22 protein-coding genes and 1 other RNA gene are annotated in these 20,078 nt (G+C 34.6%); 13 read left to right on the top strand and 10 right to left on the bottom strand.

Going from position 1 to position 20,078, the window contains the following annotated elements:
• The first annotated feature begins 94 nt into the window (after positions 1 to 94).
• Positions 95 to 1,339, top strand: coding sequence for an ornithine--oxo-acid transaminase (gene rocD / locus EJA19_RS12170; protein WP_125468654.1), 1,245 nt, complete (start codon positions 95 to 97; stop codon positions 1,337 to 1,339).
• A gap of 63 nt (positions 1,340 to 1,402) precedes the next feature.
• Here the strand turns inward: rocD and EJA19_RS12165 are convergent, their stop codons facing one another.
• The 4 genes from EJA19_RS12165 to EJA19_RS12150 form a co-directional block, all read right to left on the bottom strand.
• Positions 1,403 to 1,819 carry a DUF2752 domain-containing protein gene (locus EJA19_RS12165; protein WP_125468653.1) on the bottom strand — a complete coding sequence of 139 codons (417 nt, stop codon included), beginning with the start codon at positions 1,817 to 1,819 and terminating at the stop codon, positions 1,403 to 1,405.
• Positions 1,806 to 2,081 carry a CD225/dispanin family protein gene (locus EJA19_RS12160; protein WP_125468652.1) on the bottom strand — a complete coding sequence of 92 codons (276 nt, stop codon included), beginning with the start codon at positions 2,079 to 2,081 and terminating at the stop codon, positions 1,806 to 1,808. Before EJA19_RS12160 ends, EJA19_RS12165 begins: the two co-directional genes overlap by 14 nt.
• 88 nt (positions 2,082 to 2,169) lie before the next feature.
• A complete protein-coding gene (locus EJA19_RS12155; protein ID WP_125468651.1) occupies positions 2,170 to 2,505 on the bottom strand; it encodes a CCC motif membrane protein in 336 nt (111 codons plus the stop codon).
• Positions 2,506 to 2,517: 12 nt separating this feature from the next.
• Positions 2,518 to 2,784, bottom strand: a complete 267-nt coding sequence (locus EJA19_RS12150) for a DUF2752 domain-containing protein (RefSeq protein WP_125468731.1) — start codon at positions 2,782 to 2,784, stop codon at positions 2,518 to 2,520.
• 173 nt (positions 2,785 to 2,957) lie between these two features.
• On the opposite strand from EJA19_RS12150, the gene EJA19_RS12145 reads away from it, so the two are divergent.
• On the top strand, positions 2,958 to 3,161 hold the full coding sequence (locus EJA19_RS12145; RefSeq protein WP_125468650.1) for a hypothetical protein: 204 nt from the start codon (positions 2,958 to 2,960) through the stop codon (positions 3,159 to 3,161).
• Positions 3,154 to 3,699: a Smr/MutS family protein gene (locus EJA19_RS12140; protein ID WP_125468649.1), complete on the top strand. Its 546-nt coding sequence runs from the start codon at positions 3,154 to 3,156 to the stop codon at positions 3,697 to 3,699. Before EJA19_RS12145 ends, EJA19_RS12140 begins: the two co-directional genes overlap by 8 nt.
• Here EJA19_RS12140 and EJA19_RS12135 read toward each other — a convergent pair.
• Positions 3,696 to 4,667 carry a hypothetical protein gene (locus EJA19_RS12135; protein WP_125468648.1) on the bottom strand — a complete coding sequence of 324 codons (972 nt, stop codon included), beginning with the start codon at positions 4,665 to 4,667 and terminating at the stop codon, positions 3,696 to 3,698. The two genes, EJA19_RS12140 and EJA19_RS12135, sit on opposite strands and share 4 nt — an antisense overlap.
• A 121-nt stretch (positions 4,668 to 4,788) precedes the next feature.
• Here EJA19_RS12135 and EJA19_RS12130 point away from each other — a divergent pair, with 121 nt between their 5' ends.
• Positions 4,789 to 5,937 (top strand): cysteine desulfurase family protein, encoded by a 1,149-nt coding sequence (locus EJA19_RS12130; RefSeq protein WP_125468647.1) that lies wholly within the window; start codon positions 4,789 to 4,791, stop codon positions 5,935 to 5,937.
• A 15-nt stretch (positions 5,938 to 5,952) separates the two neighbouring features.
• On the opposite strand, the gene EJA19_RS12125 is transcribed toward EJA19_RS12130, so the two are convergent.
• Both EJA19_RS12125 and EJA19_RS12120 read right to left on the bottom strand, forming a co-directional pair.
• Positions 5,953 to 8,415 carry a TonB-dependent receptor gene (locus EJA19_RS12125; protein WP_125468646.1) on the bottom strand — a complete coding sequence of 821 codons (2,463 nt, stop codon included), beginning with the start codon at positions 8,413 to 8,415 and terminating at the stop codon, positions 5,953 to 5,955.
• Positions 8,416 to 8,426: 11 nt separating this feature from the next.
• Complete coding sequence (locus EJA19_RS12120) at positions 8,427 to 10,121, bottom strand: M23 family metallopeptidase (protein WP_125468645.1); 1,695 nt, start codon at positions 10,119 to 10,121, stop codon at positions 8,427 to 8,429.
• Positions 10,122 to 10,306: 185 nt separating this feature from the next.
• Between EJA19_RS12120 and EJA19_RS12115 the strand changes: the two genes are divergently transcribed.
• The 4 genes from EJA19_RS12115 (at position 10,307) to rny (ending at position 12,705) form a co-directional block, all read left to right on the top strand.
• Positions 10,307 to 10,597, top strand: a complete 291-nt coding sequence (locus EJA19_RS12115) for a hypothetical protein (protein WP_125468644.1) — start codon at positions 10,307 to 10,309, stop codon at positions 10,595 to 10,597.
• A 19-nt stretch (positions 10,598 to 10,616) separates the two neighbouring features.
• Positions 10,617 to 10,910 (top strand): cell division protein ZapA, encoded by a 294-nt coding sequence (locus EJA19_RS12110; RefSeq protein WP_125468643.1) that lies wholly within the window; start codon positions 10,617 to 10,619, stop codon positions 10,908 to 10,910.
• A 53-nt stretch (positions 10,911 to 10,963) separates the two neighbouring features.
• Positions 10,964 to 11,071: non-coding RNA, 6S RNA (ssrS, locus tag EJA19_RS12105), on the top strand.
• A 59-nt stretch (positions 11,072 to 11,130) separates the two neighbouring features.
• Positions 11,131 to 12,705 carry a ribonuclease Y gene (gene rny, locus EJA19_RS12100; protein WP_125468642.1) on the top strand — a complete coding sequence of 525 codons (1,575 nt, stop codon included), beginning with the start codon at positions 11,131 to 11,133 and terminating at the stop codon, positions 12,703 to 12,705.
• A gap of 138 nt (positions 12,706 to 12,843) precedes the next feature.
• On the opposite strand, the gene xerD is transcribed toward rny, so the two are convergent.
• A complete protein-coding gene (gene xerD, locus EJA19_RS12095; RefSeq protein ID WP_125468641.1) occupies positions 12,844 to 13,740 on the bottom strand; it encodes a site-specific tyrosine recombinase XerD in 897 nt (298 codons plus the stop codon).
• A gap of 193 nt (positions 13,741 to 13,933) precedes the next feature.
• On the opposite strand from xerD, the gene EJA19_RS12090 reads away from it, so the two are divergent.
• The 3 genes from EJA19_RS12090 (at position 13,934) to aroQ (ending at position 15,691) form a co-directional block, all read left to right on the top strand.
• The gene (locus tag EJA19_RS12090; protein ID WP_125468640.1) at positions 13,934 to 14,518 is read left to right on the top strand and encodes a porin family protein; all 585 of its coding nucleotides are present in this window, start codon (positions 13,934 to 13,936) and stop codon (positions 14,516 to 14,518) included.
• 152 nt (positions 14,519 to 14,670) lie between these two features.
• Positions 14,671 to 15,204: a hypothetical protein gene (locus tag EJA19_RS12085; protein WP_125468639.1), complete on the top strand. Its 534-nt coding sequence runs from the start codon at positions 14,671 to 14,673 to the stop codon at positions 15,202 to 15,204.
• Between the two features lie 67 nt (positions 15,205 to 15,271).
• Positions 15,272 to 15,691, top strand: coding sequence for a type II 3-dehydroquinate dehydratase (aroQ, locus tag EJA19_RS12080; protein WP_125468638.1), 420 nt, complete (start codon positions 15,272 to 15,274; stop codon positions 15,689 to 15,691).
• Positions 15,692 to 15,774: 83 nt separating this feature from the next.
• On the opposite strand, the gene lpdA is transcribed toward aroQ, so the two are convergent.
• The gene (gene lpdA, locus EJA19_RS12075) at positions 15,775 to 17,151 is read right to left on the bottom strand and encodes a dihydrolipoyl dehydrogenase (protein WP_125468637.1); all 1,377 of its coding nucleotides are present in this window, start codon (positions 17,149 to 17,151) and stop codon (positions 15,775 to 15,777) included.
• Positions 17,152 to 17,259: 108 nt separating this feature from the next.
• Here lpdA and EJA19_RS12070 point away from each other — a divergent pair, with 108 nt between their 5' ends.
• The gene (locus EJA19_RS12070; protein ID WP_125468636.1) at positions 17,260 to 18,546 is read left to right on the top strand and encodes an NAD(P)/FAD-dependent oxidoreductase; all 1,287 of its coding nucleotides are present in this window, start codon (positions 17,260 to 17,262) and stop codon (positions 18,544 to 18,546) included.
• On the opposite strand, the gene msrB is transcribed toward EJA19_RS12070, so the two are convergent.
• Positions 18,543 to 19,049, bottom strand: a complete 507-nt coding sequence (gene msrB, locus EJA19_RS12065) for a peptide-methionine (R)-S-oxide reductase MsrB (RefSeq protein ID WP_317124829.1) — start codon at positions 19,047 to 19,049, stop codon at positions 18,543 to 18,545. The genes EJA19_RS12070 and msrB overlap by 4 nt on opposite strands.
• A gap of 179 nt (positions 19,050 to 19,228) precedes the next feature.
• Between msrB and EJA19_RS12060 the strand changes: the two genes are divergently transcribed.
• Positions 19,229 to 20,065, top strand: coding sequence for a M48 family metallopeptidase (locus tag EJA19_RS12060; RefSeq protein ID WP_125468635.1), 837 nt, complete (start codon positions 19,229 to 19,231; stop codon positions 20,063 to 20,065).
• Positions 20,066 to 20,078 lie beyond the last annotated feature (13 nt).

Raw genomic sequence — 20,078 nt, 5'->3', positions numbered from 1 at the left:
GATTTCTCTCCCACGCTGAATTTTCGAGGATTTCGGAAGGATAAAGGTAGAGAAGGAATGGTTATTTTATTCACACATTAAACTATTTATTAAAATGGCTGTTTTAGACCAATTAACATCGCAAGAAGCGATGGATTTAGAAAACAAGTATGGCGCACATAACTATCATCCACTTCCAGTGGTATTAAGTAAAGGTGAAGGCGTTCATGTTTGGGATGTAGAAGGTAAACAATATTACGATTTTCTTTCAGCATATTCTGCTGTTAATCAAGGGCATTGTCACCCAAAAATTGTTGGGGCAATGACATCGCAAGCGCAAACTTTAACACTAACGTCAAGAGCGTTTTATAACGATATGTTAGGGCGATTTGAAAAGTTTGCAACGGCATATTTTGGCTTTGACAAGTTACTACCAATGAATACGGGAGCCGAAGCAGTAGAAACGGCACTTAAAGTATGTAGACGTTGGGCTTACCAAGTTAAAGGAATTGACGAAAATGATGCCGAAATTATTGTTTGTGAAAACAATTTCCACGGAAGAACAACTACAATTATTTCGTTTTCTAACGATCCTGTAGCAAGAAAAAACTTTGGACCTTACACTAAAGGTTTTATTAAAATAGATTACGATAACCTTGACGCTTTAGAACAAGCTTTAAAAAATAATCCTAATGTTGCTGGATTTTTAGTAGAACCCATTCAAGGTGAAGCTGGTGTTTATGTGCCATCTGAAGGGTATTTGCAAAAAGCCAAAGCCCTTTGCGAAAAGTATAATGTTTTGTTTATTGCCGATGAAGTACAAACAGGTATTGCCAGAACTGGACAATTATTAGCTTGCGACCACGAGAATGTAAAGCCTAACATTTTAATTTTAGGTAAAGCTTTAAGTGGTGGCGCTTATCCAGTAAGTGCTGTTCTAGCTAATGATGATATCATGAATGTAATTACACCAGGTAGTCACGGAAGTACTTTTGGAGGAAACCCTGTAGCTGCCGCGGTTGCTATTGCTGCGTTAGAAGTTGTTAAAGAAGAGTCTTTAGCCGAAAATGCAGAAGCTTTAGGGCAGCTTTTTAGAAGTGAAATGAATAAATATATAGCCGAAAGCAATATTGTTACACTTGTGAGAGGAAAAGGCTTGTTAAATGCTATTGTTATTGATGATGATGAAGAAAGCGACACCGCCTGGAATATTTGTATGGCATTACGTGATAACGGCTTGTTAGCAAAGCCAACACACGGTAATATTATTCGTTTTGCACCACCATTAGTAATGAACAAAGAGCAATTGTTAGATTGTGTTGCTATTATTACAAAAACACTTAAAGCGTTTGAAAAATAAGTAAAACTAACATACGGTAGTATTAAAGTATTAAAAGTGGTTGATGTTTATCAATCACTTTTTTTATGGAGCAAGTTCGGTAAACGGATATAAAGGAAGGTTTCTTAAAAGCCAAAAAACAAGAACAATAACGAGAACCATTATTGTAAATTTAGAGGTGTGAATGACATTATAAGTTTCTTTTTTAAAAAGCGTTAACCGTATAAAGGTTAAGGCTTCATAACCTAAAACAAACCCCAAAAGAATAAATAAGTAGTTATGGCGTAACCCTTCTATAAAATGCCCGTTTAAAATATCATGAATGGCTCTTTGGCTCCCACAACCTGGGCAGTATAGTCCTGTAAAACTATAAAAAGGGCACTTAGGAAATAATTGTATTTCTTCAGAAGAGGGGTTTACAAAAAAATATAGCGATACTGCAGAGATAAGCAGAATCGCTATAATAATGTATAAAAAAAGTCTTAATCTAGAAGTCGCCATTAGCTATTGCGGCAAAAATTGCAATTCCATAAATAGCAAAAATAACGATATAAATTAAAAGTGCTAATGCCACAGAAACAATTCCCCATGTTTTAGCATTTTTAGACGCTCTTTCGGCTTCGGCGTAGTTACCATCCTCATAAAGGCTATTAACCTTTGTTGAATAAATAATACTAACAATTCCTGCTGGTAAACAACATAAAATGGTACTAATAATAGCCAAGGCTAAATAACTGTTAGGTCTAGTTGGTTTATTTTCCATGTTTTTTGGTGTAAGTTTTTAATTTGAATAAAAAGTAATAAAAAAGCGACCATTAAAATGGTCACTTTTAATAGTTAAAGCAAAACGGTTAGTTGCCTTGCTGTTGTTGCCATTGTTCCATCATTTGTTGCGATTGCTCCATCATTTCATCCCATCCAACAGTAGCAATTCTGTATATAGTTGCTGCAAAATAAACTAAGTTGATGATTAAAATAACTAAGGCAACAATCCTAGCTGTATCCATAGATTTAACGCTACTTTGATCGTAATTTTCTGGATGAAGCTTAGCATCTTTTAGCTTATTCATAGCAATAAAAAAGGCAATTCCGGCTAAGATAAAGCCTAAGCCACCAAAGCAGCAGCATAATAAGCCTAAGATGGCTAAAATATAAACGACTGTTGGGTTAAGTTTTTGTTGTTCCATAAGTGAGTGATATTATTGGTTAATTAATTTAATAGTAAAACTTACAAGTATCGTTGCTACCGAAGTTACTGCAAGAATATTAATAATTTTGTTAGCGCGTTTAAATTTAAAGAAAAAATTTAAACACAAAAAAAGCGTTAAAACAATTAAAGGGTAAATAGCCGGATACATTTTAAATGCAACACTAAACTCGCCTTTTAAAATTAAAAAGAATGCACGTTGTATACCACAACCAAAACAATCAAAACCTAATAATTGCTTATTAAGGCAAGGAAGCATATAATGTTCTAGATCAAAAGACATCACGTCTGTTTACGTTGTTTTAGGAGATAACTATTTACAATAATTTTGCCTAAAAGTACAAATTAATTGCAAACGTATTGTATGATTTTAATTTAATTAGTGGCGCAGTAATATGTATTTTTGTTACTTGTATTAATAAAGCTTGACATATGATTATTCAAAAAACGATAAATTACTTACTTATTATTATTGGTGCAATTGTAGCTATTTATGCGCAAGCAGGCGAGGAACAGGACACCGTAATACTTGTTTTAGGTATGTTTTGTTTAATGATTGGTTTGTACAGGGTTTCTAGAACAATACCTAGTAAACACGAAAATGAAGCTGAAAAAAATAATTCAGAGGATGTTTAAGGTAGGACAATCGGTATCGGTATTAGATGAGGATTTAGCAGGACAAGTTATTGCTGTAAAGGGTAATGTTGTTACTGTTTCTTGCGATGGGTTTGATTTAGAGTTTTCGGCTGATGAATTAGTATTAATTGATAATACTTTAGGGCAATCTTATATAACACCAGATCAAGAAGATATAAAACAAAAAGCACAACCTAAGAAAAGGCAAACTACGCGTAAGAAAAAGACTAAGGATAAGTATTTACCAACTATGGAAGTGGATTTACATATCCATCAGTTAACCGATAAGTCTGGTAGAATGACAAACCATGAAATGCTAAACTTACAAGTAGATACTGCTAGGCGACAATTAGAGTTTGCTATAAGAAAGCGTTTTCAGAAAATTGTGTTTATTCATGGTGTTGGCGAAGGTGTTCTAAAAATGGAATTAGAATACCTTTTTGGGCGCTATAACGTAAAGTATTACGACGCCGATTACAAAAAATACGGTTTAGGTGCTACCGAAGTTTATATTTACCAAAATGCAACACCTGACTAAAACTCAGGTGTAAATGTTCTATCTGCTGAAGGGGTTATTTCCATAGTGCCAAAATCAAATTCGCTTTGGTTTAGGTTTGAAAATGAAATGTTTTCAACAAGAATTTCAATAACAAACAGTTGTTCAATATTATGAGTTCTGTATGCTGTTGCTGGAACAGTCGTGCTAACATCTGGGTTTAAATAGTCGGCTACATTAGGATTGGTAAAATCGTTAGCAGGGTTGTTATCTTGTATTTCATTTTCTTCATCAATAGTTAAAACGCCATCGTCATCATCGTCGTTATCTAAATAATTAGGAATACCATCGCCATCGGTATCTACCGGATTTGTTAACGGATCACCATCGGTATCATCATCAAAATCGCCATCGTTGTTGGCATCAACCAAATCATTATCATTAAGTTCTGTTAGCGTTAATACGTTGTCACCATCATCATCGGCATCTAAAAAGTTTGGTAGGCCATCACCATCGGTATCATCATCATATAAATCGCCATTACCATTTATATCTTCCATTTCTGCAGGAACACCATCATTGTCATCTTCAATTAAAGTGGTGTAAATAGTAAAATCCCCACTAGTACTAGAGTAATCGTTTTCAATACCAAGGTTGGATGGCGGAATGTCGTTACAAAAAATATTACCACTAATAGCAGAATTATAGGTACGATAATTAAAAGCATTGGTTGAACCATTAATATTACCCGTAATTTCAGGGTTTACCAGTTCTACTATAGGAGAGTCTGCACTAATATTGTTGTACTCTAAAATATCTTCAATAGCATCTATAGGATTCGTTACTTTTAAAGAAAGCGACTCGTTAGGAGTTGTTTTGGTTTTATAAAACACAAGATTGCCACAATATTCAAAAGTATCGTCAAAGTCTAATTCAACAGTTATCACATCACCATCATCGCAAGAGAATAAGAAAGTAATTATAGCGAATAGAGCTAAATATTTTTGCATAGCATTAATTTTATTTGAAACAAAAATACAGGATTTGCTAAATATAGAACGCTGCATCTTGTAAATAATTTTATTTGACCTATTTTTGTGGCCTAAATAAAAAAAGGCATAAAATAGGGCAATGAAATCGGTATATTTAGATAGTGCAGCAACCACACAAGTTAGAGAAGAAGTCATTAATGATATTAAAGACGTTTTGTTGAATAATTATGGAAATCCATCCTCAACCCATGCGTTTGGGCGTTCTTCTAAAACAATTATTGAAACTGCACGAAAAGCTATAGCGAAGACATTAAATGCCTTACCACAAGAAATTATTTTTACTTCAGGAGGAACCGAAGCCGATAACATGATTTTACGTTGTGCTGTTCGTGATGGCGGTGTAAAAACAATTATTACATCGGCTATCGAGCACCATGCTGTTTTGCATACCGTAGAAGAGCTTGAAAAGGAGTACGGTATTACAGTAAAATATGTTAAACTACAAGCGTGCGGAACACCAGACTACGACGATTTAGAGCATTTACTTGCAGACAATAGTGAAAAAACATTAGTAAGTTTAATGCATGTAAATAACGAAATAGGAAATATTCTCGATATAGAAAAAGTCGCTAAAATGTGTAAAGACAATGAAGCGCTTTTTCATAGTGATACCGTACAATCTATCGGTCATTTTGAATGGGATGTACAACAAGTTCCTATTGATTTTATGACGGCAGCAGCCCATAAATTTCATGGTCCAAAAGGGATTGGATTTGCTTATATAAGAAAAGATAGCAACTTAAAGCCTTTGATTTTTGGGGGCTCGCAAGAACGTGGTTATCGTGCAGGAACCGAAGCTGTACATAATATTAAAGGTTTGGAAACGGCTTTTAAGTTAGCCTATGAAAACTTAGAGGAAGAACGTGCTTATGTACAAGAATTGAAAGATTATTTTACATCGCAATTAGAGGCGGCCATACCAGAAGTTAAATTTAATGGTAATTGCCATAATAAAGTTAAAAGTACGTATACTTTAATTAATGCCTGTTTGCCAATGTCTCCAGAAAAGGCGTTAACGTTACCATTTCAGCTAGATTTAAAAGGTATTGCATGTTCTAAAGGAAGTGCATGCCAAAGTGGTAGTGGTAAAGGCTCTCATGTTTTAGATCAAATTCTTTCAGAGGAAGATAAACAAAAACCATCTATTCGTTTTTCATTTAGTAAGTTTAATACTAAGGATGAGATTGATTATGTAGTTAATGTTTTAAAAGAATTTGTTGAAAATTAAAATTAAGCTAAATTCTTAAAACTTCATTGTTGTTCTTACATTAAAAATTCTTGGGGTTAAATAATTAGGTATGGCATATTGGCGTTGACTATACACATCTCTTACCCAAGTATTGGTAATGGAGTTTTGTACATCAAAAATATTGAAAATTTCAAATCCTAACGATAAGTATTTAAAAGGTTTACGCCAGCCTTTGTCAAAACGTTCGTTATAATCTACAACCACATATTGTAAGCCCAAATCGGCGCGTTTATAATCTGGTAAACGGTTTTGATACTCATAAGGATTAGCATAGCTAGGAGAGCCACCAGGTAATCCCGTGTTATAAACCAAATTAAGGTACATTTTCATTTTTGGTAATACTGGTACATAGTCTTGAAATAAGGCAGCAAACTTTAAGCGTTGGTCTGTAGGTCTTGCAATATAGCCTTGGTCGTCTATGTTTTCTTCGGTTTTTAAATAGCCAAAACTAACCCAAGATTCTGTTCCTGGTACAAACTCACCATTAAGTCTTAAATCTAAACCATACGCATAGGCTTCGGCATTATTTTTAGCACGATATCGAATACGTACATTTTCTACTGTATAGGGGTTAACATCGGTTATTTTTTTGTAGTAAGCCTCGGTTGTTAATTTAAATGGTCTATCCCACATTTTAAAGCTGTAATCGTTTCCTATAACCAGGTGAAACGATTTTTGTGCTTTTACTTCGGGGTTAACCATGCCTGAAGAATCCCTAAGCTCACGATAAAATGGCGGTTGATAATATAAACCACCACCAAGCCTAAATAGCATATCTCTTTTCCAGTTAGGTTTTACGGCTATTTGCGCTCTTGGACTAATAACTGTTTGTGTTTTTGATGTAATATTGTCGCCACTCACTGTCCAATTATGAACACGTCCGCCAGCATTAAGCCAAACCTCGGTGTCGTTTATATTTAAACGGCGACTCCATTGTAAATAAGCCTGAATCCTATCTATTTGGGTTTGGTTTTTGGTGCGCACATTTTGAAATGCCGTTAAGGGGCCTTCATATGGTGCATAAGGTTGCTCGTTAAAGGCATCGCTGCTTGGTGGGTTTATTGAAAACCCTGCCGAATCAATTACTTCCCATTCAACTAAACGATCACGAATGTCTTCGTGGGTGTATTTTAAAGACCATTCAAAATTATTATCATTTATTTCGTAGTTTCCTTTGTGTTGAACATTGGTAATTAAAGCGTCTAAATCGTTTCTACCGTGATTAAGTTGCCCACCAATACCTTCGCTATATTCAACTTCACCCAAATCTTCATCGCCAATATTGGTGTTGACTTCTCCTAAACGGTATTGGGCTAAAATATCGAAATACTCTTCTTCTGTTGTGTGGTAGGTTGAACCTATAAGCTGTAACGATAGATTGTCGTTAACAGTATAAGTTCCTTTTAAAGCACCAAATAGGGTTTGATATCTATCTTTTTCTTGACCTTCGTAAAAAACTAATAAAGCTAACGGATTATCTAATGTACCAAAATTGGTTTGCCTGGTTTTTGGTTGATAATTGTATCTGTTAATAGAAGCATTTCCAAGAAAGTCTAATTGAAACTTGTCGCTAAACTTATAGGTTAAATACGATTGTACGTCAAAAAAAGTAGGATCGTAGTTGGTTTCGGTTTGTTTGGCATCGACTAATAAGCTGTTGTCACGATAACGTACACCTACAATTCCGGTAAACTTGGAATCTTTACTGGTGCCTTCAACAGCAAGACTTCCGCCAAGTAAACTAGCATCAAGGCTAACACCAAATTCGTATGGTTGACGATAGGTGATATCTAATACAGAGGAAAGCTTATCACCATATTTAGCTTGAAATCCACCAGCAGAGAAGTCAACATTTCTCACCAAGTCTGTATTTACAAAACTAAGTCCTTCTTGTTGCCCTGAGCGAATTAAAAACGGGCGGTAAACTTCAAACCCGTTAACATAAACTAGGTTTTCATCATAATTTCCACCGCGAACAGAATATTGTGTGCTTAATTCGTTATTACTACTAACGCCAGGTAATGTTTTTAATAGATTTTCTACACCAGCATTGGCGCCAGGAATTTTTCTAATGGTTTTGGGTTCTAGAGTAACAATACCTTGAATGTCTTTTCTTTTCTCGCTAGAAATAACAACGGTTGAAATTTGTTCCACGTTACTTTTCATCACAGGATTAAACTCAAAAGACTCTCCGTTTTTAAGATTAAATGTAGCTTGTATGGTTTTAAATGTAATATGCGTAAAGGTGATTAAAACATCTTGATTTGCGGGAATTTTAAGAGTATAAAACCCGTTATTGTTTGAGGTTGTTCCAAATTGCGATGTTTTAATGTTAACATTACTTACAGGAATGTTATTTTCATCTAGAATAACACCTTTAATGGTACCTGTTTGTGCTATGCTTAACACAGGTAGTAAAAAAAGGCAAATAAGCTGAATTTTAAAATAGGCCTTCAAGGGATTGTTTTTTATTTTCTATAGAATGTAGCTTCAAATGTAGAACTATTTCCTACATTATCAGTTACAATTACCTTTAATTTATTTTTAGTCTCTGTTATCATGCCGTCTTTAAAGTCATGAACTAAACTGTCTGTTTTATAATCGTACTCCATTAAAATCCATTTACCGTTTACGGTAGCTCTGTAATTAGAAATTCCGGATCCTTTATCGTCAATTTTTAATTTTAAGTAGCGGTATTTACTTAGCCACTTGCCATCGGTAAAATTTGTTGGGGTTATGGTTGGGTTTTCATCATCTATGGCTAAGGCATATTTTCCTAAAGTTCTCGTTCTCGTATAAATTTTTCCGGTTTCTTTGTATGTTTTAGAATATAAAGGGTAATCGTTATAGCCTACTAATCGTGCAATGTATAGTTGGTTTAAATCGTCTTGCTTTAAGGAAGATGTATCGTATGTAATTGTGAAATATTTTTTAGCAGGAATAATATCATCGTGTAATTGAATAGTGTCATTACTTGCCGAAAAGTCTAAGAAAAAGTCATCGTAAAACGTGTCTTGAGGAAAATTTATAGAAATGTTGTTATGGAGGATTTCATTCTGCTTATTGGCATAAATATAATAATGTGTCTCTTTAATGGGCTCTTTTCTTATATCTTCTTCCTTTTTTCCTTTAATATTAATGGTAACCCAACTATCGTTTTCGTGGTAATCTTTTACACGAATTTTATATACCGATGCTGTGCTGTCTTCAATTATTAAGTAGCCATTATTGTCGGCTTCTTTATATAGGCTTAACGGATTGTTTTTTTCAATGAATAGTTTTTGCAGTCTATCTTTATGGGTCTTATAATATTTGTAATCTATTAACCTATTAAGGTGTCTGGTTTCGGAAAATGAAAACCGTCTAAAATCAATATCAATTTTTTTAAATCCGTTAAAAAATGATTGAATGTTGTAAACCCCATTATTATTGTAAGCTAAGTCCTGTCTGTCATTAGTTTCAATGGCAAACCCAAGCTTGCCAAAAGCTTCAATTTTTTCGGTGGTGTAATCGCCATTACCTAAAGCCCTAAGGCGTAATTTTTGTTTATCGTTAGAATTATTAACATGCGCATTATCGCCAATAGGGTAAACAAATAAACTTTTAATCATGGGTTTTGTCGTATCCTTAACATCCATGCCAAAGAGTAGCGGGTTAATAGGGCGCTCTAAATTGTCTCTAATTTCAAAATGTAAATGTGGCCCACCAGACCCGCCAGTGTTGCCACTGTAAGCAATAACATCGCCTTGTTCAACTAATAAATCGCTAGTTTTTGGGAAAACTTCAATTTCAAACGATTCTTTATCGTACTGTGCTTTTTTAATGTAAGCTTCAATTTTAGGACTAAACTTTTGTAAATGTGCATAAACAGTGGTATACCCATTAGGGTGTGTAATGTATAGCGCTTTCCCGTAGCCATAATGCTGTATTTTAATTCTACTTACATAACCACTTGCAGCAGCATAAACTTTTAAACCTTCTCTTTGTTGTGTTTTTATATCAAGTCCAGAGTGAAAATGATTTGAGCGTAACTCGGCAAAAGTTCCCGATAACACAAGGGTAACATCTAACGGGTGCCTAAAATAATCGTCAGGGTAAGGACTTGAGTTTTGGGCAAAAAATAACGTTGGTAATAATAAAAATAATAAAAAGGTCTTCTGCATAAAGCTTGTAATATCGAATTGCTAAAATATTAATTTGATTAGGATTTGCAAAGGCAAATCAAACGCTAGAAATTTTTAAGGTACAAGGAGGGTATAATAACGTGAAAATACAAAATTTATTTAAAAACAATTGTAATTTTAGGAGAGGTATCTTAACTTTGTATGATAAGTATTATGTATTGCTGATGAGTAAAATTGAAACCCTTGTTGCTACTCTTGACGCCCAAATTAATAAGGCAGTTAATAAAATTGAAGAGTTAAAACAAGCTAATTTAAGCATACAACAAGAGCTGCAATCAACTCAAAAACAGCTTCAAAACCAAAAGCAGCTTACTGCAGAGTGGGAAGAAAAATACGAAGCTTTAAAAGTAGCAAATACAATACTTGGTAGTGACGACAGTAAAAGAGAAACTAAGCTCAAAATAAATGCATTAATACGAGAAATAGACTATTGTATAGCCGAACTCTCCCAATAATGCTAAGTTTAATTAACCTATGTCTGATAAGTTAAAAATTAAAATATCCATAGCTAACAGGGTATATCCTTTAACTATTCAGCCCAATCAAGAAGAAGGTTTGCGTAAAGCAGCCAAAAAGATTGAAACCATGATTAAACAATTTGAGCAAAGTTATTCCGTTAGAGATAAACAAGATGTATTAGCCATGTGCGCCTTACAATTTGCATCTCAAGTGGAACAAAAAACAATAGATAAAGATAATGCCACAGAGCATGTTGAAGAGAAGTTAGAAGCTTTAAACAATATACTTCTGGAGCATTTAAACTCTTAACGTTCTTAAAAATAAATAAGGTTACTGCCTACATTGATTATTTTTTTTGGTAAACTCAACAGGAATTCTTTAAAAAGGATGAGTCTAAGTTGTTAAAGCGCGCTATCTTAGAATAGATTCTTGATCAGCTTGTTAGTCCTAAACTTGTATTTAAGGAGTTTTATTCAAAACACAAAATCGATGTAGGCTTTTTTTATATATATAAACAACTAAACCCATTATGGACAACCCAATTATATTACTTGTAGGAGGTGTTTTGCTAGGTATAATCGTAGGATTTATCATAGCCAAAACCATTGAAAAGAAAAATGCATCAAAGCTTGTAACAGAAGCCGAAAAAACAGCGGCAAGCATTGTAAAAGAAGCCAAAAGCGAAGGCGAGTCAATAAAAAAAGACAAAATACTTCAGGCCAAAGAAAAGTTTATAGAACTAAAATCCGAACATGAAAAAGTGATCATGTCTCGCGATAAAAAAATGGCCGATGCCGAAAAACGCACACGAGATAAAGAATCTCAAGTATCAAGCGAGCTTTCAAAAAATAAAAAACTTAACCAAAGTCTTGAAGATAAAATAAAGGACTATAACCATAGATTAGAAATTCTTGACAAGAAACAAGAAGAAATAGATAGACTACATAAAAGTCAGGTGCAACAGCTAGAAGTTATCTCTAGTTTATCTGCCGATGAAGCCAAAACACAATTAGTAGAATCGCTGAAAGGCGAAGCTAAAAACGATGCTATGGCTTATATTCAATCTACTTTAGAAGATGCAAAACTTACGGCACAACAAGAAGCCAAAAAAGTTATTATTAATACCATTCAGCGTGTAGGAACAGAAGAAGCTATCGATAATTGTGTGTCTGTATTTAATATTGAATCGGACGATGTAAAAGGCCGTATTATTGGTCGTGAAGGTCGAAACATTCGCGCTATTGAAGCCGCTACTGGTGTAGAAATTATTGTTGATGATACTCCAGAAGCCATTATTCTTTCTTGTTTCGATTCTGTAAGACGTGAAATTGCTAGATTATCACTACACAAATTAGTTACCGACGGAAGAATTCACCCTGCAAGAATTGAAGAAGTGGTAAAGAAGACCAAAAAGCAAATAGAACAAGAAATTATTGAAGTAGGTAAGCGTACTATCATAGATTTAGGTATTCATAATCTACACCCGGAATTAGTAAAAACTGTAGGACGTATGAAATATCGTTCATCTTACGGCCAAAACCTATTACAGCACTCGCGAGAAGTCGCAAAACTATGTGGCGTTATGGCTGCCGAATTAGGTTTAAACCCTAAATTAGCAAAACGTGCCGGATTGTTACATGATATTGGGAAAGTACCAGATGCCGAAACCGATATGGAAACACCACACGCTATCCTTGGTATGCAATGGGCCGAAAAATATGGTGAAAAAGCCGACGTTTGTAACGCTATTGGAGCGCATCACGACGAAATTGAAATGAAATCGTTACTAGCACCAATAGTTCAAGTGTGCGATGCTATTTCAGGAGCCAGACCAGGAGCCAGACGTCAAGTGTTAGATAGCTATATTCAGCGTTTAAAAGACTTAGAAGACATTGCCTTTGGATTTAACGGCGTAAAGAAAGCTTATGCTATTCAAGCGGGACGTGAATTACGTGTTATTGTAGAAAGTGATAAAGTAGACGACCAAAAAGCATCAGAATTATCATTTAACATATCGCAAAAAATTCAAACCGATATGACGTATCCAGGACAAGTAAAAATTACAGTAATTCGTGAAACAAGAGCTATCAATATCGCGAAGTAAAAGCATATAAAATCCGCTTAAAAAGTTCTTTTTGTCAACCTGAACTTGTTTCAGGTTCTCATAAAGATTAGTAATCTTCTAGAGGGATTCTGAAACAAGTTCAGAATGACACACATATTCAACTTTTTAAACGGGTTTTTATTTTCTTGGATGAAACGTTTCTACAATATCCTGTAAGTGGCCTTTTTCTATATGCATATAAATTTCGGTAGTGGTAATACTTTCATGACCCAACATTTGTTGTATAGCTCGTAAATCGGCACCATTTTCCAGTAAATGTGTGGCAAACGAATGTCTAAACGTATGTGGTGAGATACTTTTTTTAAGTCCTATTTTTTCCGTCAATCGTTTTATAATAGTAAAAATCATGGCGCGTGTAAGCTGTTTACCACGGCGGTTTAAAAATAAGGTGTCTTCAAAGCTAGGTTGTATTTTTTGATGAGATCTTACCTCTTTTCTATATATTGTAATATATTTTTGCGTAGAGGGAACAATAGGTACAAAACGTTGTTTATCGCCTTTCCCAGTAACTTTTATAAAGCCTTCATCAAAAAATAAATCCGATAGCTTTAAACCAGTTAATTCGCTTACACGCAGGCCACAACTATATAAGGTTTCTAACATTGCGCGGTTACGTTCGCCTTCGGGTTTGCTTAAATCTATAGCAGCAATTAATTGATTTATCTCGTCTTCAGAGAGCGTATTAGGTAGTTTTCTGCCAATTTTAGGTGATTCGATAAGCTCTAACGGATTGGTTGTTCTGTAATCTTCAAAAATTAAATAATTAAAAAAGCCTCGTAATCCAGAAATTAAACGCGATTGTGACCTTGCGTTAACCGATTTAGCCGATTGATAAATAAAACCTTGAATGGTTTCGCTCTCTATTTGTATAGGTGAGATTATTATGTTATTGTTGTCTAGGTAGTTGACTAGCTTTTCAACATCCAAACCATAATTAACAATAGAGTTATTAGATAACCCACGTTCTATTTTTAAATACAGTTTATAATCTTTTATGGCTTGGTTCCACGTCATAATTAATAAGTAAAATTACATTTTAAGCGTTTGATTTTTAAGTTTTTAACAATTTAAAGAACATTTATTTTTAAATAAATATCTGATTTTCAGTATTTTATATTTTTATGGTTAATTATTTATAAATTTGATTGTTAATAATTAAAAAAAAAGTATTTAGTTTGCAGCACCAATTTAAAAAACTTAAACAATTATGAAAAAATTAATTTTATCTGCTGCAATTGCAGTATTTGGATTTACTGGTGTTATGGCACAAGAATTTAGCTTTGGAGCTAAAGCTGGTGTTAACTTTGCAACCTTAAATGGTGATGTAGAAGACAACGATATGAAAGTAGGATTTCATGTTGGTGGTGTTGCTGAAATTAAATTTAATGATAAATTTGCTTTACAGCCTGAATTATTGTTCTCTACTCAAGGTACAAAATGGGAAGATGGTGATTTAGAACTTAAATACAATTTAAGTTATATTAACGTTCCTGTAATGGCCAAATTTTTCCCTATAGAAGGATTTAGTATTGAGGCTGGTCCACAAGTAGGTTTCTTAGTAGATTCTAAAGCAAAAGCAGAATTTAATGGAGAATCAGAATCAGCTGATATAGACGATTTAAGTACTATCGATTTTGGTATTAACTTTGGATTAGGTTACAAAATGGATATGGGACTATTTTTTAATGGTCGTTATAACTTAGGTCTATCAAATGTATATGATGGTCCTAATTCTGATGATAATAATATCTCTAATGGTGTAATCCAGCTTTCTGTAGGATACATGTTCTAAGATTAAGATATTGTATAATATACAATTAGAGCCGAAGCAACTGCTTCGGCTTTTTGTTTTTATATACCAAGCTATTTTATGGCTTGATATGGCGAAGTCTAAAATTTTTACTAAATTACCTCCGTATTAATCAATTTAAAAACTTAACTATTATGAAAAAAGTGTTTTTATCGGTTATCGCTGTTTTAGCTTTAACTTTAGGAATGAATGCCCAAGAAGGTATTAGTGTTGGGCCATTTATTGGGTTACCTGTTTCCGATGGCGGTGATGTAGCAACCTTTTCTGCTGGATTTGATGTGACATATCAATTTGCCATTAATGAGAAATTTAGTGTAGGTCCAGCAACAGGATATTCGCATTCTTTTGGAGATACTTATTATGGTTTAGACTATGATGATACCCAATTTATCCCTATTGCGGGAGCAGGACGTTTTTATATTAACGAGATGTTCACTGTTGGGTTAGACTTAGGGTACGCTTTAGGAATTAACGATGGCAACGATGGTGGCTTTTACTACCGCCCAATGTTTGGGTATAACATAAACGATATGATTCAATTAAACGCGTCTTATAGAGGTGTAAGGTCAAGTTACGATAATGTATATTATAACGGATCAAATGTTTATCGTAGTAGCGTTGACTGGAACTATGGTATATTAAGTGTAGGTGCTATGTTTAGCTTCTAATATATACTTAACGAATACATATTTAAAAGGGCAGAGGTTTTCTGCTCTTTTTTTATACATTTACATTATGAAGAAAATCATTATTATAAACGGCCCCAATTTAAACTTATTAGGGAAACGCGAACCTAATATTTATGGCAGTTTAACGTTTAATGAGTTTTTTGAGCAAATACAAAGTAAGTATTCAGAAATCACTTTAGAGCATTATCAATCTAATGTAGAAGGCGAATTGATTAATAAATTACACCAAGCTGGTTTTGGAACTTACGATGGTATTATATTAAATGCTGCGGCTTATACGCATACATCGGTTGGTATTGGTGATGCTGTAGCGGCTATAGAAACACCTGTAGTAGAAGTACATATTTCGAATACGTTTGATAGGGAAGAGTTTAGGCATAAATCGTACGTATCACCACATGCAAAAGGTGTTATTGTAGGATTTGGGTTGCAAAGTTACGAATTGGCTATTCAGAGTTTTATTTAGAATAATAGATATTGAGAAAAGTTATAAAAACAAAAAAGTTCCGATTAACTCGGAACTTTTTTATATCTAAATATCTAGAATATCTATAAATGAATAACTTCATCATAAGCATCGGCAACAGCTTCCATAACGGCTTCACTCATGGTAGGGTGCGGATGTACGGCTTTTAAAACTTCGTGTCCTGTAGTTTCTAATTTTCTACCTAAAACAGCTTCGGCAATCATATCGGTAACGCCAGCTCCAATCATGTGGCAACCTAACCATTCACCATATTTAGCATCGAAAATAACTTTTACAAACCCATCTTTGTTTCCGCCAGCACTAGCTTTACCTGATGCTGAGAATGGGAATTTACCAACTTTAATATCGTAACCTTCTTCTTTGGCAGCTTTTTCGGTTAATCCAACAGAGGCAATTTCTGGAGAGCAGTAGGTACAACCTGGAATGTTACCATAGTCTAAAGCTTCTACGTGCATGTTAGCAATTTTTTCAACACAAAGAATACCTTCAGCAGATGCGACGTGAGCTAAAGCTTGTCCTGGAGTAACATCGCCAATGGCATAATAACCAGGAATGTTGGTTTGGTAGTAATCGTTTACTAAAATTTTATCACGATCAACTACAATACCAACATCTTCTAGTCCTATGTTTTCTATATTGGTTTTAATACCAACAGCAGAAAGAACCACATCGGCCTCAAGCACTTCTTCGCCTTTTTTAGTTTTTACCGTTGCTTTTACACCTTTTCCAGAGGTATCTACGTTAGTAACTTCGGCAGAAGTCATGATTTTAATACCATTTTTCTTAAAGCTACGTTCTAATTGTTTTGAAACGTCTTCATCTTCAACAGGAACAACATTTGGTAAATACTCAACAATAGTTACATCGGTTCCCATAGAGTTATAGAAGTAAGCAAACTCTACACCAATGGCGCCAGAACCCACTACAATCATTTTCTTAGGTTGTTTTTTAAGCGTCATAGCTTCGCGGTATCCAATTACTTTTTCACCATCTTGAGGTAAGCTTGGTAATTCACGAGAGCGTGCTCCAGTTGCAATAATAATATGGTCTGCACTGTAGTCTTTACCATCAACTTCTACCTTTTTACCAGGTTTAAGTTTTCCAAAGCCTTCAATTACGTCTATTTTGTTCTTTTTCATAAGGAATTGCACACCTTTACTCATGCCTTCGGCAACACCACGACTGCGTTTTACTACAGCATCAAAGTCTTTATCGGCTTCTTTTACAGAAAGGCCGTAATCTTCGGCATGTTTAAGATATTCAAATACTTGAGCAGATTTCAACAAGGCTTTTGTTGGAATACATCCCCAATTTAAACAAACACCACCAAGGCTTTCTTTTTCTACAATAGCCGTTTTAAAACCTAGTTGAGATGCTCTAATAGCAGTAACGTAGCCTCCTGGGCCACTTCCTAGAACAATAATATCGTATTTACTCATGAGAATTTATTTTGTCTAATTTTTCAAGCTACGAATTTACGAAACCTAAACCGAAATATGAATTTAGCTGTAAAAAAAATAATACCTTTGTATTGAAAGTATACACATATGAATATACCTCGTTTAAGCTGTCCGCGTATTGTTATTATTGGAGGCGGATTTGCAGGTGTTTCTTTAGCGAAACAATTGTCTAAGCAAGAAGCGCAAGTCGTGTTGTTAGATAAGCATAACTATCATACGTTTCAGCCCTTGTTATACCAAGTGTCTACTGGAGGTTTAGAGCCCGATTCTATTGCGTATCCGTTGCGAAAAATTCTTAAAAACTTCCCGAATATATTATTTAGGTTAGCTAATGTAGAAGCGGTTAATACAGATGCTAACACTATAGTAACTAATATAGGTGATATTAAATACGATTATTTAGTAGTAGCAACAGGGTCGAAAACCAATTTCTTTGGAAATACCGAGATTAAACAAAACGCTATGGCTATGAAAACCATACCACAGTCGTTAAATTTACGTAGTTTAATATTAGAGAATTTTGAAGATGCTTTGTTGACTTCCGATTTAAAAGAACGCGACAAACTCATGAATTTTGTTATTGTTGGCGCAGGACCAACGGGTGTTGAACTAGCAGGTGCTCTAGCTGAAATAAAAAAAGGGATTTTACCTAAAGATTATCCTGATTTAGATACCAGACGTGTGCAAATAAATTTAGTGCAGTCTGGCGATCGTGTATTAAAGCAAATGAGCGAAAAAGCCTCTAAAAAGGCAGAAGCTTTTTTAGAAGAATTAGGTGTTAATATATGGAAAAACCTACGTGTTAATACATATAATGGTAACGTGGTTACTACAAATACCGATGTGGTTTTTGAAACAGCAACCATGATTTGGGCTGCAGGTGTTAAAGGTGCTAACATAAAAGGGTTAGATGCCGAGAAGTTTACTACTAGAGGAAATAGAGTAGTTGTAGATGAATTTAATAAAGTAAACGGATTGGACAATATTTTTGCCGTAGGCGATATTGCTAGCATGGAAACTAAAAATTATCCAAACGGATTTCCTATGATGGCACAACCAGCCATTCAGCAAGGGGAGCAATTAGGGAAAAACCTTGTACGATTATTAGAGGGAAAAACAATGGTTCCCTTTAAATATAAAGATAAAGGCGCTATGGCAACAGTAGGTAGAAATAAAGCGGTTGTAGACTTAGAGCGTTGGAAATTTCAAGGAAGTTTTGCTTGGTTTGTATGGATGTTTGTGCATTTATACTTTTTAATTGGCTTTAGAAATAGAGCTGTAGTTTTTATAAACTGGGTATACAACTATATTAGGTTTGACCGTGAAGCACGATTAATTATTCGGCCGTTTAAGTATAAAAACAGAACCCGTTAATCTTCCGAATTTTGTTTGGTTTTACTTTCAAAATCTAAACTCACCGAATTAACACAGTAGCGCAACCCTGTGTCTGTTGGGCCATCTTTAAACACATGACCTAAATGGCTTCCGCAATTACTACACAAAATTTCGGTTCTTACCATACCTAGAGAGCGATCTTCTACATAGGTTATAGTGCCTTCAAGAGCATCGTCAAAACTAGGCCACCCACAGTGGGCATCAAATTTGGTATTGCTATCAAACAAGGTTTGCCCACAAGCAGCACAGTTGTAGTTTCCTTTTTCAAAATGCAGGTTATATTTTCCGGTATGCGGACGCTCGGTACCTTTTTCTCTTAAAATACGGTATTCTTCATCGGTTAAAATGTTGCGCCATTCTTCATCTGTTTTATTAACGTTGTATGTTGTTTTCTTATTTGAATCCATAGGTTTATTTTGACTGTGACAGCTTATTAAAGATAAAAAGATAATTAAAATGGTTAACATAGTAGCACGTTTCATCATAATCAATTTGCGTTTTTTGTTTTGTCGGAGACAATTCACTTAAATAACAAAGTACTATGTTAAAATTAATATGTTGTTAGGTAGAGGATAATAAAAATAAATCAATTCTTTTTTGATTGTTGTTTTTTTAGGAACGATTTTTGTATTTTTAATTAGAGATATTAAAACACTAACTTATGAAATTAAAAAGTAAAATAGCTGCAGTAATAGCTACTGGGGTATTATTGTCTTGTGCGACAAATCCATTTACTGGAAAACAAACTATGGCATTGCCAGGTACAGAAAATAGTGCTTTGTTCCCAGCATCTTTTCAGCAATACAATCAAGTGCTTGCAGAAAGTGATGTAGAAACAGGAACCGCTAGAGCAGAAATGATTAAACGTGTAGGACAAAGAATTGCTGTTGCAGCCGAACGTTGGCTTAATGCTAATGGGCATCAAGGGTATTTAAGTGATTACCAATGGGAATATAATTTAATTGATGATAAAACTGTAAATGCTTGGTGTATGCCTGGTGGAAAAATTGTTTTTTATACAGGAATTTTACCTATTGCCGAAAGTGAAACAGGGGTTGCCGCTATTATGGGGCATGAAGTTGCCCATGCCTTAGCAAATCACGGACAGCAACGTATGAGTGCAGGTATGTTACAGCAAGTTGGTGCTATTGGACTTAATGTAGCTTTACAAGACGATGAAAACGTAGAGCTTTATAACCAAGCTTATGGTATAGGAACTCAGGTAGGAGGCATGTTGCCTTTTAGTAGAGCACATGAGACCGAAGCTGATAAAATAGGTTTGTATTTAATGGCTATAGCGGGTTATAATCCAGATGAAGCAGCTAATTTATGGGTACGTATGAAAGCAGCCAGTGGTGGAGAAGCACCGCCAGAAATGTTGAGCACACACCCATCTAACGATTCAAGAATAGATAATTTAAATGCTTTAGCGCCACAGGCAAAAGCAGAAGCAAAAAAGTTTGGAATAAATACATTTAGGCCAATTTCAAAGTTTTAAAAACCGAAATAAA

This window comes from Mangrovimonas spongiae (assembly GCF_003944795.1).
GTDB classification, from domain to species: Bacteria; Bacteroidota; Bacteroidia; order Flavobacteriales; family Flavobacteriaceae; genus Mangrovimonas; species Mangrovimonas spongiae.
This window is presented reverse-complemented; position numbering and strand designations above follow the sequence as displayed.

Coding starts and splice junctions, on each gene's coding strand:
- EJA19_RS12140 (WP_125468649.1), top strand. CDS start 3,154: ATGTTTAAGGTAGGACAATCGGTATCGGTATTAGATGAGGATTTAGCA.
- EJA19_RS12115 (WP_125468644.1), top strand. CDS start 10,307: ATGAGTAAAATTGAAACCCTTGTTGCTACTCTTGACGCCCAAATTAAT.
- EJA19_RS12155 (WP_125468651.1), bottom strand. CDS start 2,505: ATGGAACAACAAAAACTTAACCCAACAGTCGTTTATATTTTAGCCATC.
- rocD (WP_125468654.1), top strand. CDS start 95: ATGGCTGTTTTAGACCAATTAACATCGCAAGAAGCGATGGATTTAGAA.
- EJA19_RS12085 (WP_125468639.1), top strand. CDS start 14,671: ATGAAAAAAGTGTTTTTATCGGTTATCGCTGTTTTAGCTTTAACTTTA.
- lpdA (WP_125468637.1), bottom strand. CDS start 17,151: ATGAGTAAATACGATATTATTGTTCTAGGAAGTGGCCCAGGAGGCTAC.
- EJA19_RS12165 (WP_125468653.1), bottom strand. CDS start 1,819: ATGGCGACTTCTAGATTAAGACTTTTTTTATACATTATTATAGCGATT.
- EJA19_RS12090 (WP_125468640.1), top strand. CDS start 13,934: ATGAAAAAATTAATTTTATCTGCTGCAATTGCAGTATTTGGATTTACT.
- EJA19_RS12060 (WP_125468635.1), top strand. CDS start 19,229: ATGAAATTAAAAAGTAAAATAGCTGCAGTAATAGCTACTGGGGTATTA.
- aroQ (WP_125468638.1), top strand. CDS start 15,272: ATGAAGAAAATCATTATTATAAACGGCCCCAATTTAAACTTATTAGGG.
- EJA19_RS12160 (WP_125468652.1), bottom strand. CDS start 2,081: ATGGAAAATAAACCAACTAGACCTAACAGTTATTTAGCCTTGGCTATT.
- rny (WP_125468642.1), top strand. CDS start 11,131: ATGGACAACCCAATTATATTACTTGTAGGAGGTGTTTTGCTAGGTATA.
- EJA19_RS12120 (WP_125468645.1), bottom strand. CDS start 10,121: ATGCAGAAGACCTTTTTATTATTTTTATTATTACCAACGTTATTTTTT.
- EJA19_RS12135 (WP_125468648.1), bottom strand. CDS start 4,667: ATGCAAAAATATTTAGCTCTATTCGCTATAATTACTTTCTTATTCTCT.
- EJA19_RS12110 (WP_125468643.1), top strand. CDS start 10,617: ATGTCTGATAAGTTAAAAATTAAAATATCCATAGCTAACAGGGTATAT.
- xerD (WP_125468641.1), bottom strand. CDS start 13,740: ATGACGTGGAACCAAGCCATAAAAGATTATAAACTGTATTTAAAAATA.
- EJA19_RS12130 (WP_125468647.1), top strand. CDS start 4,789: ATGAAATCGGTATATTTAGATAGTGCAGCAACCACACAAGTTAGAGAA.
- EJA19_RS12070 (WP_125468636.1), top strand. CDS start 17,260: ATGAATATACCTCGTTTAAGCTGTCCGCGTATTGTTATTATTGGAGGC.
- msrB (WP_317124829.1), bottom strand. CDS start 19,049: ATGAAACGTGCTACTATGTTAACCATTTTAATTATCTTTTTATCTTTA.
- EJA19_RS12145 (WP_125468650.1), top strand. CDS start 2,958: ATGATTATTCAAAAAACGATAAATTACTTACTTATTATTATTGGTGCA.
- EJA19_RS12150 (WP_125468731.1), bottom strand. CDS start 2,784: ATGCTTCCTTGCCTTAATAAGCAATTATTAGGTTTTGATTGTTTTGGT.